Genomic DNA, 11,557 nt, shown 5'->3' with positions numbered 1-11,557 from the left:
AGAAGTTCAGCGAAGAGGCGGGCAAGAAGCAGTTCCTGATCCCGTACTTCATCGCTGCGCACCCCGGCACCAGCGACGAGGACATGATGAACCTCGCCATCTGGCTGAAAAAGAACGGTTTTCGCGCCGACCAGGTGCAAACCTTCTACCCCAGCCCCATGGCCACCGCCACGGCCATGTACCACAGCGGCCGCAACACGCTCACCAAGGTGCGCCGCCAGATGCGCGACGTGGATGAAGAATCCGTGGACATCGTGCGCGGCGAAAAACGCCGCCGCCTGCACAAGGCCTTTTTGCGCTACCACGACCCGAACAACTGGCCGCTGCTGCGCGATGCACTCAAGGCTATGGGGCGTGCCGACCTCATCGGCAACGGCAAGCACCATTTGATCCCCACCTTCCAGCCGCTGACGGACGGTGGGTATCAGAGCGCGCGGCGTAAAAATTCGACGCCCACGGGCGCCAAGCCCGCTGCGGCACCCGCGCCGCGCAGCGTGCAGCAGCCCACCAAGGGCCGCATCCTGACCCAGCACACGGGCCTGCCGCCGCGTGTGACGGGCGGGGCCGCTGGCACTGCGGGCAACGGCAAGAGCGGCAAACCTTTCAAGAAGGCCCGCTAGCCGCAGTCGCGCCGGGCAGCTGTTGCGCCGAGCTTGGATTTTTTCCACCATGCCCCAGCAACGCACCCTGCTGCACGCCGCCCCTGCATGGAAAATCGAACGGGTGCTCAAGCATGCGAGCCCCGTGCAATGGAGCCCGCCCTACGCAGCAGCCTCCGGGCGCTGGGTATTGCCGCTGAATGGGGTCTCTGAATTCCAGATGGCGGGGCAGGTCGTGCTGCTTGATGGCCTCACGGCACTGGGCCTGCCGCAGGGGCTGGCGTACCGGATGAAGCCCTTGCAACCCACGGAGCAGAGCAGCATTGTGGTCAGTGAGCAGGAAGGCAGGCCCGTGCCGCTCGCCTGCCAGAACCCGTCGCTCCAGGTCCGCACGTTCACGCCGCGCGCGCTGTGGCGCCTGCGTATGCACTGGCGGGCTCTGGCCGATGGGCGCCCAATGCCTGGCTGGCGCACGGCGTCGGATGTGCTGCAGACCGGGCTGGAGCCGGGTGCTGCCGCGCAGGATTGCGCCGTGATACGGGGCGCCAGTGGCAGGGCGTTGCCGCTGCTGGTGCACGCGCGGCGCTTCATGGCCCAACGGGTGGCTGCCGCAGATGGTGAGCCGTGGTCGCTGCACGATGTGGCCGATGCGGCCGGGTGCTCGGCGTTTCACCTTGCACACCTGTTTCGGCGGCATTTGGGCCTGGGCCTGCACGGATACCGCCAGAGCCTGCGGATGGCCGCGACCCTGCAGCGCCTGGACGCTGGTGAGTCGGATCTGGCGGCACTGGCGCATGACCTGGGGTACAGCAGCCAGAGCCACCTGGGTAGCGTTTTTCGCCGCGAGGTGGGCGTGACGCTGGCGCAGGCGCGGTCTGTGCTGCAGGGCCACAGCGCAGGAATTTGATAGCCTGCCCGGCTGGCGGGCGCCAGACTTGGGCGATGACTTCTTCGCCACCTGTTGTTTCTTCTTCCCATGATGTGTTGCGTGCCCGTAGCCTGGTCATTGGTGTGCTGGCGGCACTGGCCGTGGCGCTGATTGCCAGCGGCTGGCAGATCGTCTCGCGCCACGGTGTGACCACATCGCTCGGGCCAGTGGAGTTGGCTGTGCTGCGCTACGGAGTTCCGGCGCTGTTGCTGGCACCGCTGTGGTGCCGACGCGGATCTTGGCCCACCGCCTTGTCCAAGGGGAGACTGGTTTTGCTGGTGCTCTGTGGCGGGCTACCGTTTGGCCTGGTGGTGCTGGCGGGTGCGCGGTGGGCGCCTGCGGCGCACATGGGTATCTTCATGGCGGGCTGCATGCCGCTGTTCGTGGTGCTTGGCGGCTGGATGGTGCAGCGCGAGACACTGGGGCGTGTGCGGGTGCTCGGCCTGTTGTTGATGGTGCTGGGTGTGGTTGCTCTGGGCCTTGGGGGGTGGCGCGACGGCTTGGCTGCATGGCGGGGTGATCTGCTGTTCGTGCTGGCGGCGGTTCTATGGGCGATCTACACGCTGGCGTTTCGCAGCAGCGGCCTGTCGCCCTGGCAAGGGGCCGCCCTGGTGAATCTGGGTTCTACCGTGGTGCTGCTGCCGGTGATTGTGGTGTGGGGCGCACCGCGCCTTATCTCCGCCCCTTGGGCTGACCTGGTCCTCCAGACGCTGGGGCAAGGGGTGATGGCCGGTGTGTTGGGCCTGGTGGTCTATGCCATTGCGATTGCCCGGTTGGGCGCGGCCCGTGCGGCGTTGTCGGCCGCGCTGGTGCCGGTGTTCACAGCGCTGGGTGCGGCCTGGCTGCTTGGAGAAATGCCGGACCGCAGTGCCTGGGCCGCGCTGGCGTTGGTGGTGCCTGGCGTGGTTCTGGCCAGCGGTGCTTTCGTGCCAAAGAGGCGGGCAGACAAGAACCGCATTGGCGCTACTTAAGGCGTATTTACGAACCCTTGCTCAGCAGCAAAGCCGTCAGCGTTCAGAAATGATGAGAAAAACGACGCTAGCGCTTATCCATAAAGCGCGAGCAGCTATCAAAATTGAAGTCTTTGCTACCGCAGCCAGCCGCTGAGCCAGGCCGTGAGCGCTGCGCAATTCAGCACCACAGTCACCCAATACACCGCGCGAAACTCCGCCTTGCGGGATTTGTGCCGCAGCCATTGCTGGGCACACCACGCGCCCGGCCAGCCGCCTGTAAGGCTCAGCAGGTGCAGGTGGCTTTCCTTGGTGCGCCACTGGCCGTTTTGGGCGGCTCTTTTGTCGATGGCATAGACCACAAAGGTGAGCAGATTGAGGGCCGCGGCGGCGCCCGGCACCCACCACGGGAACTGGCCAGCCCACACGGCCCAAGCCAGCAGGGCGGTCCAACCCAGTATCAGCAGCCACATTGCCAGACGGCGAACAGCAACAGTGCTCAGGCCAGCGTGTGCAGCGGAATGTCCTGCGCCACCGCCAGCGCATCCAGCTGCGTCCGTGTCTGCGTGCGCAAAAAGGCGGCCACGGCGTCGTGGGTGGCCGGGGCGCGCAATACCTTTGGGTCGCCCGTGGCGGGCAGGCCTGCGGCGGCGCACAGGCTGGCGGCAAAGTGGGGTTCCAGCGCGGCCACGGCCACGCGGCCGTCGGCGCAGGGGTAGATGCGGTAGCCCGCGTGATTGCCGCCCACGTCGCCATCGGGCGTGGTCAGGCCCCAGTCGCGTGGTTGGGCCAGCCAGGCGGCGGCGTCGGCCAATGCCACTTCGATGCAGACGCCGCTGCCGGTGTGGGCGCGCTCCAGCAGGGCTTGCAGCACGGCCTCGCTGGCCATCAGGGCGCCGCCCATGTCGGCGTAGAGCGTGGGGGGCATGTCGGTGCCTGTCACCAGGCCTGCGTCGGCCAGGTAGGTGAGGTCGTGGCCGGGCTCCTCGGCGCGCTCGGCCGCCGCGCCCACGATACGCACCAGGGACAGGCGCGGGTATCTGGATTGCAGGGCATCCCAGGCGAGGCCCAGTTTGGCGAGCGCCGAGGGGCGGAACGAGGTGATCAGCACATCGGTGCGGGCCAGTTCTTCGTGCAGCGTGGCCTGGCCTTCGGCGGTCTTGAGGTGGGCATGCACCACGCGCACGCCCGCATGCAGCGTGGTGTAGGCGGCAGGGCTGTAGATGCCCATGGGGTCGGCGCTGGGCATGCCGGGCGCAGGCGGCGGTTCGAGCTTGGTGCACTCGGCGCCCATGCGCGCGCAGCGCATCAGGGCGGCGGGGCCGGGCAGGTTGAGGGCGAGGCTCAGGACGCGGGTGTTGCGCAGCGGTTGGGGGGAGGAAGAGGTCATGGGCGAGGGCAGGGCAGGTATTCAAAGGGCCCACCGCTGGAACTTCAACCAGCGTGCGGGCTCACTCCCTGCGTTATACATAATTTGTTGATACGCTCCCAGATCCATGCAACGCAGAACTTCTTTGGCCGCCCTGGCGGGGCTGGCCGCTTTTCCGGGAGCTTTCTCCATGGCCTCTCTGAGCAATGCCGCCGCTTTGCCCGCGCTGCAGGCGCTCAAGCCCTCGCCGCGCATGCCCGTGCTGTTTGTGGGCCATGGCAGCCCCATGAATGCGATCGAGGACAACGCCTGGCGCCGCAGTTGGCAGGCCATGGGCACCGAGCTGCTGGCGCGTGCGGTGCAGCCGCAGCTTATTTTGTGCGTGTCGGCCCATTGGCTCACGCGCGGTGGCTGGCAGATCACGGGCATGGCGCAGCCCAAGACGATTCACGACTTTGGTGGTTTTCCGCAGGCGCTGTTCGACCAGCAGTACCCCGCGCCGGGTGCCCCGGCCGTGGCGCGCAGCCTGGCCAAAGAGCTGAAATCCCCTGCTACAGGTGCTGCGCTGGGTGTGGATGAGGGCGAGTGGGGGCTGGACCATGGCACCTGGTCGGTGCTCAAGCCCATGTTTCCCCAGGCCCATATCCCCGTGCTGCAACTGAGCATGGACTACAGCCGCGCCCCTGCCGAGCACTATGCGCTGGGCCAGCAGCTTCAGGCGTTGCGCGAGCGGGGCGTGTTGATCGTGGGCAGCGGCAACATCGTGCACAACCTGCGCGCCACGCGCCGGGGCACGGCGGCCAGCGAGGCGTATGACTGGGCCACCGAATTCGATACCGTGGTGCAAGACCAGATCAAGAACGGCCAACTGGGCGCCCTGCAAGACTTTCAAAAACTGGGCGCAGTGGCGCAGCAGGCGCACCCCACCTACGAGCACTACCTGCCTTTGCTTTACGCGGCAGGCGCGGCGGGGGCCAGCGAGATGCCACGTTTCTTCAACACCGGCTACCAGTCCGCATCGATTTCGATGCGGTCGGTGTTGTGGGGTTGATCGCCGGTTGCTCTGTTTTTTATAGCTGCTAGTGCTTATTGAATAAGCGCTAGACGCCAAAAAGACTTAAACTTTTGAAGAGACGGCGCTGGCCGCCATGTCTTGGATCGTGAGCCAAGGCCAGCGCTTGCGGTAACTGCGCGCCTTGGCCTCGAACAGTGGCAGGTGTGGGCACTGTGGGTTGGGCCGCAGGATGCCGCCATACAGCTCCTTGAGGCCATACGGCGCATACAAACCAGGCTCGGCCGCCGCCGTCGTTGTGCTGGGTTGCAGGCCCACGCAGGTGCAGGGCACCAAGAACCGCTCAATACCGTGGCGGGCAGACTGCAGCGCTTCGTAGGGGTAGCCGAACCACTGCTCATACCAAAGGTGCACGCGGGCCTGGTTCTTGGCTTCCACGGTGATGGGCAGGTCGGCGAAAAGGGCGGTGACACGGGCTTGCACGGCCTGCTCCGCGGACTCGGACAGGTCCGAGGCATCGAAATAGAACAGGTCGTAGTCCTTGATGTTCGCCGTGGGTTCCAGGCCGGAGTGCAGGTTCCACACCGTCTGGAACAGGCAGCCCGCTACCAGCCATACATCGGGCAGACCCAGAAACGGCAAACGCTCCAGAAGGGCCGCGTTGTGCGGGTTCTGGAGCGTTTCGCTCACAAAGCGGCGCGTGAGCGCCGCTTCAGGATCCAACTCAGACCACCTTGGCGATAGATTGGCAGACGTAGTCGATGTTTTTGCTATTCAAAGCAGCCACGCACATGCGGCCCGTGTCGGTGCCGTACACGCCGAACTCATTGCGCAGGCGCACCATCTGGTCCTTGGACAGGCCCGAGTAGCTGAACATGCCGATCTGGGTGGTGATGAAGCTCATGTCTTGCTTCACGCCAGCGGCCTTGAGGCCATCGACCAGCTTCTGGCGCATGGCCTTGATGCGCACGCGCATTTCGGCCAGCTCCTTCTCCCACATCGCGCGCAACTCGGGGTTGTTCAGCACGGCTGCCACCACCGCACCACCATGGATGGGTGGGTTGGAGTAGTTGGTGCGGATCACGATCTTGAGCTGGCTCAGCACGCGGCCAGCTTCTTCCTTGTCGGCGCACAGCACCGACAGGCCGCCCACGCGCTCGCCGTACAGGCTGAAGCTCTTGGAGAACGAGGTGGAGACAAAGAAGTTCAGGCCAGCGGCCACGAACTTGCCGATCACGGCGCCGTCTTCGGCGATGCCGTGGCCGAAGCCCTGGTAGGCCATGTCGAGGAAGGGCGTCAGGCCCTTGGCCTTGACGGCGGCGATGACCTGGTCCCACTGGGCTGCGGTGATGTCGTAGCCGGTGGGGTTGTGGCAGCAGGCGTGCAGCACAACGATGGTGCCGGGGGCGGCTGCGTTCAGGCTGGCCAGAAAGCCTTCGAAGTTCACGCCGCGCTTGTCGGCGTCGTAGTAGGCGTAGGTATCGACTTCAAAACCGGCGTTGGTGAACAGCGCGCGGTGGTTTTCCCAGCTCGGGTCGGAGATCAGCACCTTGGCGCTAGGGCTGACCTTTTTCAGGAAGTCGGCACCAATCTTGAGGCCGCCGGTGCCGCCGATGGCCTGCACGGTGGCCACGCGGCCGGATTGGACGGGTTCGCTGTCGGCACCGAACACCAGGCTTTTGACGGCGTTGTCATAGGCCACGATGCCGTCGATGGGCAGGTAGCCACGGGCGGTGGGGGTGGACATCATGGTCTTTTCTGCGGCCTGCACACATTGCAGCAGGGGCAGCTTGCCGTTGTCGTCGAAATAAACGCCGACGCCCAGGTTGACCTTGTTGGGGTTGGTATCGGCGTTGAATTGCTCGTTGAGGCCCAGGATCGGGTCGCGGGGGGCCATTTCGACGGCGGTGAACAGAGACATGAAAATCCTTGAAAGGTTGTCAGTAGCGAAGATTCCGGGCGTGGTGTACTGTGCCGGGTTCCGCCGATTTTAACGGCCCGCCCACCCGACCCGTTGACCACACCCCATGCCGGATATCACCGAAGTCATCACTGAAAAGCCAGACGGCGAGTTCGTCCATTTCCCTGACTCCCCCTTCGAGCTGTTCCAACCCTACCCACCGGCGGGCGACCAGCCCGAGGCGATCGACAAGCTGGTGGAGGGCTTTAATGACGGCGAAACCTTCCAGACCCTGCTCGGGGTAACGGGTTCGGGCAAGACCTTCACCATGGCCAACGTGATCGCCCGCATGGGCCGCCCGGCCATCGTGTTTGCGCCCAACAAGACGCTGGCCGCGCAGCTCTACAGCGAATTCCGCGAGTTCTTCCCCAAGAACGCTGTCGAGTATTTCGTGAGTTACTACGATTACTACCAGCCCGAGGCTTATGTGCCGCAGCGCGATTTGTTCATCGAGAAGGACTCGGCGATCAATGAGCACATCGAGCAGATGCGCCTCTCGTGCACCAAGAGCCTGATGGAGCGCAAGGACGTGGTCATCGTGGCCACTGTGTCAGCCATCTACGGCATTGGCGAGCCCGAGAGCTACCACCGCATGGTGATGACGCTGCGCACCGGCGACAAGCTGGGCCAGCGCGACGTGATCGCCCAACTGATTCGCATGCAGTACCAGCGCAACGAGGCCGATTTTTCGCGCGGCAAGTTCCGCGTGCGTGGCGACACCATCGACGTGTTTCCGGCCGAGCATTCCGAGCTGGCCATTCGCATCGAGCTGTTCGACGACGAGGTGGAAAGCCTGCAGCTGTTCGACCCCCTCACCGGCCGTGTCAAGCAGAAGATTCCACGTTTTACCGTGTACCCCAGCAGCCACTACGTCACGCCGCGCGACAAGGTGCTGGCGGCGGTGGAAACGATCAAGATCGAACTGGCCGAGCGCCTCAAGCAACTGCTGGCCGATGGCAAGCTGGTGGAAGCCCAGCGGCTGGAGCAGCGCACGCGCTTCGACTTGGAGATGCTCAGCGAAGTAGGGCACTGCAAGGGCATCGAGAACTACACGCGCCACCTGTCGGGCTCGGCGCCGGGCGACCCGCCCAGCACGCTCACTGACTACATGCCGCGCGACGCGATCATGTTCCTGGATGAAAGCCACCAGATGATCGGCCAGCTCAACGCCATGTACAGCGGCGACCGCTCGCGCAAAACCACGCTGGTCGAGTATGGCTTTCGGCTGCCCTCGGCGCTGGACAACCGCCCGCTCAAGTTCGAGGAGTTCGAGCAGCGCATGCGCCAGGTGATCTTCGTCACAGCTACCCCGGCCGACTATGAAAAGCAGCATTCCGGCCAGATCGTGGACCAGGTGGTACGCCCCACCGGCCTGGTGGACCCGGTGGTGGAGGTGCGCCCCGCCACCCACCAGGTGGACGACGTGCTGCAAGAGATCCGCATCCGTGTCGAAAAGCGTGAACGTGTGCTCATCACCACGCTCACCAAACGCATGGCCGAGCAGTTGACCGACTATCTCACCGACAACGGCGTGAAAGTGCGCTACCTGCACAGTGACGTGGACACCGTGGAGCGTGTGGAGATCATCCGCGACCTGCGGCTGGGGGCGTTCGACGTGCTGGTGGGTATCAACCTGCTGCGCGAGGGGTTGGATATCCCGGAGGTGTCGCTGGTGGCGATCCTGGACGCGGACAAGGAGGGCTTTTTGCGTGCCGAACGCAGCCTGATCCAGACCATTGGCCGCGCGGCACGCAACCTGAACGGTCGCGCCATCCTGTATGCCGACCGAGTCACCGAGTCCATGAAAAAAGCCATGGGCGAGACGGAACGCCGCCGCATCAAGCAGATTGCGCACAACGAAGCACACGGCATTACTCCGCGCAGTATTGTCAAGAGGGTAAGAGACCTGATTGACGGCGTTTACAGCGAAAAAGCGGGCAAAGATGCCGAGCGGCTGGAGCAAGAGGCCTTGCAGCGGGCCAAGGTGGAGGACATGTCCGAGAAAGACGTGGCGCGCGAGATCAAGCGCCTGGAAAAGCTCATGCTGGAGCACGCACGCAACCTGGAGTTCGAGCAGGCGGCCCGTGTGCGGGACCAGCTTTCAAAGCTCAAGGACCAGGCGTTTGGTGCACATGGAGATGATTTGGCGGCACTTTGAGGTCGAGCGCACCGAGAAAATACATTGCTGGGCAAATTGCGACTGGTTGGTTTTTAAATCCGACAAATCTGGTGGGGTTTCGTGTTATACTTGCACAAAACACTCAAGAACAAAGCCCATAGATGAAGGGCTCTGCGCCAGGTTTCTGGGCGGAGTAAGGGGCGGAGACGGTGCCGGTGTTGGCCACTAGCCAGCGCAGGCAGTTTCTTTAACGAACGAGCCTCAGCACAAGGAGCTTGCAATGCGTCTCACCACAAAAGGCCGGTTTGCGGTCACCGCCATGATCGATCTGGCCCTGCGCCAGAACAATGGCCCCGTCACGCTGGCCGCAATCAGCCAGCGCCAGCAGATTTCGTTGTCCTACCTGGAGCAGCTCTTTGGCAAGCTGCGCCGCCATGAGCTGGTGGAATCCACCCGTGGCCCCGGTGGCGGCTACACCCTGGCCCGCAAGGCGGCTGACATCACCGTGGCAGACATCATTGTGTCGGTGGACGAGCCCATTGACGCCACGCAGTGCGGTGGCAAGGAAAACTGCCTGGGCGAAGCTGGCCGCTGCATGACGCACGAGCTGTGGGCGTCGCTCAACCAGCGCATGGTGGAGTTTCTGGATTCCGTCACGCTGCAAAAGCTGGTGGACGAGCAACTCGCCAAGGGCGTGCAGATTGAAGACAAGCCCGTGATGCGCCGTGCCATCTCGACGACCCCTGTGGTCAAGCCCATCCGCGTAAACGCCCCCAATTCGGTGTTTGCCCTGGGCAACGTTTTCGCGAAGTCCTGACGCTGGAGATGCTGGTGCCGGCCCTGGGGTCGGCATGGCCCTGAACGTCTGCTTTGAATATTGACCTTTTTCCTGCAAGTTTTCGCAAGCAAATCTGCCAGCCAGATACCTTTACTGAGCCAGCCATGGACATGACCCCGCACTTCCCCATCTATCTCGACTACGGCGCTACCACCCCGGTGGACCCGCGCGTGGTGGACGCCATGATCCCCTGGCTGCGCGAGCATTTTGGCAATGCCGCGTCGCGCAGCCACGCCTGGGGCTGGGAGGCCGAAGAGGCCGTCGAGAAGGCGCGTGTGCAGGTGGCCGACCTTATCGGCGCGGACCCTCGCGAAATCGTCTGGACCAGCGGCGCCACCGAGTCCATCAACCTCGCCTTGAAGGGCGCGGCGCAGTTCTACAAGGGCAAGGGCAAGCACCTCATCACGCTCAAGACCGAACACAAGGCCGTGCTCGACACCATGCGCGAGCTGGAGCGCCAGGGCTTTGAAGTCACCTACCTCGACGTGCAGGAAGACGGCCTGGTCAACATGGACGCCTTGAAGGCCGCCATCCGCCCCGACACCATCCTCATTAGCGTGCTCTTCGTGAACAACGAGATCGGCGTGATCCAGGACATCCCCGCCATCGGCGCGCTGTGCCGCGAAAAGGGCATTCTTTTCCATGTCGATGGTGCTCAGGCCACCGGCCGGGTGGCGATCGACATGGCCACCTTGCCCGTCGATCTGATGAGCATGACGGCCCACAAGACCTATGGCCCCAAGGGCATCGGCGCTCTGTATGTGCGCCGCAAGCCCCGCGTGCGCCTGGAGGCCCAGATGCATGGCGGCGGCCACGAGCGTGGCATGCGCTCGGGCACCTTGCCCACGCACCAGATCGTGGGCATGGGCGAGGCTTTCCGCATCGCCAAGGAAGAAATGGCCGAAAGCAACGCCAAGGCGCATGCGCTGCAGCAGCGCTTGCTCAATGGCCTGAAAGACATCGAGCAGGTCTATATCAACGGCAGCCTGGAGCGCCGCGTGCCGCAGAACCTGAACATGAGCTTCAACTTCGTCGAAGGCGAGTCGCTCATCATGGGCATCAAGGGCCTGGCGGTGTCGTCGGGTTCGGCGTGCACCTCGGCCAGCCTGGAGCCCAGCTATGTGCTGCGCGCCCTGGGCCGCAGCGACGAGCTGGCCCACAGCAGCCTGCGCATGACCATTGGCCGCTTCACGACCGAAGAAGAAATCGACTACGCCATTGCCACTATCCGCGAGAACGTGGCCCGCCTGCGCGAGCTGAGCCCGCTGTGGGAGATGTACAAGGACGGCATCGACATCAGCACCATCCAGTGGGCTGCGCATTGAATCCCGGAAGATTTTTGAAGAATTGAAGAGGTACACATCATGGCTTACTCAGAAAAAGTGGTTGACCATTACGAAAACCCCCGCAACGTCGGCTCGTTCGACAAGGGCGACGATTCGGTGGGCACTGGCATGGTGGGCGCTCCGGCCTGTGGCGACGTGATGAAGCTGCAGATCAAGGTGAACCCCACCACGGGCGTGATCGAAGACGCGCGTTTCAAGACCTACGGCTGCGGCTCGGCCATCGCCTCGTCGTCGCTGGTGACCGAGTGGGTCAAGGGCAAGACGCTGGACGAAGCGGCGGCCCTCAAGAACAGCGAGATTGCCGAAGAGCTGGCCCTGCCGCCCGTCAAGATCCACTGCTCCATCCTGGCCGAAGACGCCATCAAGGCCGCCGTGCTCGACTACAAGACCAAGCACACGGCCACGGCAACTGCTGCTGCCTGAGCGACTGAGAGAT

Annotated in this window: 12 protein-coding genes; 8 read left to right on the top strand and 4 right to left on the bottom strand. The window is 64.0% G+C overall.

Annotated elements, in window-relative coordinates; genetic code table 11:
- From Q0105_RS20815 to Q0105_RS20805, 3 genes are all read left to right on the top strand, one after another.
- Positions 1-620, top strand: a 620-nt coding sequence (locus tag Q0105_RS20815) for a DUF3362 domain-containing protein (protein ID WP_298214700.1), incomplete at its 5' end; no start/stop codon positions are given.
- 49 nt (positions 621-669) lie between these two features.
- On the top strand, positions 670-1,506 hold the full coding sequence (locus Q0105_RS20810) for a helix-turn-helix transcriptional regulator (RefSeq protein ID WP_298214698.1): 837 nt from the start codon (positions 670-672) through the stop codon (positions 1,504-1,506).
- A gap of 77 nt (positions 1,507-1,583) precedes the next feature.
- On the top strand, positions 1,584-2,498 hold the full coding sequence (locus Q0105_RS20805) for a DMT family transporter (protein ID WP_298214696.1): 915 nt from the start codon (positions 1,584-1,586) through the stop codon (positions 2,496-2,498).
- A gap of 116 nt (positions 2,499-2,614) precedes the next feature.
- Here Q0105_RS20805 and Q0105_RS20800 read toward each other — a convergent pair whose 3' ends face one another.
- A complete protein-coding gene (locus Q0105_RS20800) occupies positions 2,615-2,950 on the bottom strand; it encodes a DUF1294 domain-containing protein (RefSeq protein ID WP_298214695.1) in 336 nt (111 codons plus the stop codon).
- Between the two features lie 26 nt (positions 2,951-2,976).
- Positions 2,977-3,867 (bottom strand): CoA transferase, encoded by an 891-nt coding sequence (locus Q0105_RS20795; RefSeq protein WP_298214694.1) that lies wholly within the window; start codon positions 3,865-3,867, stop codon positions 2,977-2,979.
- A gap of 169 nt (positions 3,868-4,036) precedes the next feature.
- On the opposite strand from Q0105_RS20795, the gene ygiD reads away from it, so the two are divergent.
- Positions 4,037-4,897 carry a 4,5-DOPA dioxygenase extradiol gene (ygiD, locus tag Q0105_RS20790; RefSeq protein ID WP_298214693.1) on the top strand — a complete coding sequence of 287 codons (861 nt, stop codon included), beginning with the start codon at positions 4,037-4,039 and terminating at the stop codon, positions 4,895-4,897.
- A 66-nt stretch (positions 4,898-4,963) separates the two neighbouring features.
- Here ygiD and Q0105_RS20785 read toward each other — a convergent pair whose 3' ends face one another.
- Positions 4,964-5,581 (bottom strand): nucleotidyltransferase family protein, encoded by a 618-nt coding sequence (locus Q0105_RS20785; RefSeq protein WP_298214692.1) that lies wholly within the window; start codon positions 5,579-5,581, stop codon positions 4,964-4,966.
- Position 5,582: 1 nt separating this feature from the next.
- A complete protein-coding gene (locus Q0105_RS20780; RefSeq protein WP_298214691.1) occupies positions 5,583-6,779 on the bottom strand; it encodes an amino acid aminotransferase in 1,197 nt (398 codons plus the stop codon).
- A 106-nt stretch (positions 6,780-6,885) separates the two neighbouring features.
- On the opposite strand from Q0105_RS20780, the gene uvrB reads away from it, so the two are divergent.
- The 4 genes from uvrB to iscU all read left to right on the top strand — a co-directional run bounded on the left by uvrB (position 6,886) and on the right by iscU (position 11,544).
- The gene (gene uvrB / locus Q0105_RS20775) at positions 6,886-8,976 is read left to right on the top strand and encodes an excinuclease ABC subunit UvrB (RefSeq protein WP_298214690.1); all 2,091 of its coding nucleotides are present in this window, start codon (positions 6,886-6,888) and stop codon (positions 8,974-8,976) included.
- A 241-nt stretch (positions 8,977-9,217) separates the two neighbouring features.
- Positions 9,218-9,754 (top strand): Fe-S cluster assembly transcriptional regulator IscR, encoded by a 537-nt coding sequence (gene iscR / locus Q0105_RS20770; protein WP_298214689.1) that lies wholly within the window; start codon positions 9,218-9,220, stop codon positions 9,752-9,754.
- Positions 9,755-9,879: 125 nt separating this feature from the next.
- Positions 9,880-11,100, top strand: coding sequence for an IscS subfamily cysteine desulfurase (locus tag Q0105_RS20765; protein ID WP_298214688.1), 1,221 nt, complete (start codon positions 9,880-9,882; stop codon positions 11,098-11,100).
- A 39-nt stretch (positions 11,101-11,139) separates the two neighbouring features.
- Entirely contained in the window at positions 11,140-11,544 is a 405-nt protein-coding gene (iscU, locus tag Q0105_RS20760; RefSeq protein WP_298214687.1) for a Fe-S cluster assembly scaffold IscU, read from the top strand.
- Positions 11,545-11,557 lie beyond the last annotated feature (13 nt).

The sequence above is a fragment of the Acidovorax sp. genome, assembly GCF_027492855.1.
Classification (GTDB): Bacteria; Pseudomonadota; Gammaproteobacteria; order Burkholderiales; family Burkholderiaceae_C; genus Acidovorax.
Note: the sequence above shows the minus strand (reverse complement) of the source record. Positions and strands in the feature narration are given on the sequence as shown.

Excerpts from the sequence above, each read along its gene's own strand:
- Q0105_RS20810 (WP_298214698.1), top strand. The coding sequence starts at position 670 with ATGCCCCAGCAACGCACCCTGCTGCACGCCGCCCCTGCATGGAAAATC.
- Q0105_RS20800 (WP_298214695.1), bottom strand. The coding sequence starts at position 2,950 with ATGTGGCTGCTGATACTGGGTTGGACCGCCCTGCTGGCTTGGGCCGTG.
- Q0105_RS20795 (WP_298214694.1), bottom strand. The coding sequence starts at position 3,867 with ATGACCTCTTCCTCCCCCCAACCGCTGCGCAACACCCGCGTCCTGAGC.
- ygiD (WP_298214693.1), top strand. The coding sequence starts at position 4,037 with ATGGCCTCTCTGAGCAATGCCGCCGCTTTGCCCGCGCTGCAGGCGCTC.
- Q0105_RS20780 (WP_298214691.1), bottom strand. The coding sequence starts at position 6,779 with ATGTCTCTGTTCACCGCCGTCGAAATGGCCCCCCGCGACCCGATCCTG.
- uvrB (WP_298214690.1), top strand. The coding sequence starts at position 6,886 with ATGCCGGATATCACCGAAGTCATCACTGAAAAGCCAGACGGCGAGTTC.
- iscR (WP_298214689.1), top strand. The coding sequence starts at position 9,218 with ATGCGTCTCACCACAAAAGGCCGGTTTGCGGTCACCGCCATGATCGAT.
- Q0105_RS20765 (WP_298214688.1), top strand. The coding sequence starts at position 9,880 with ATGGACATGACCCCGCACTTCCCCATCTATCTCGACTACGGCGCTACC.
- iscU (WP_298214687.1), top strand. The coding sequence starts at position 11,140 with ATGGCTTACTCAGAAAAAGTGGTTGACCATTACGAAAACCCCCGCAAC.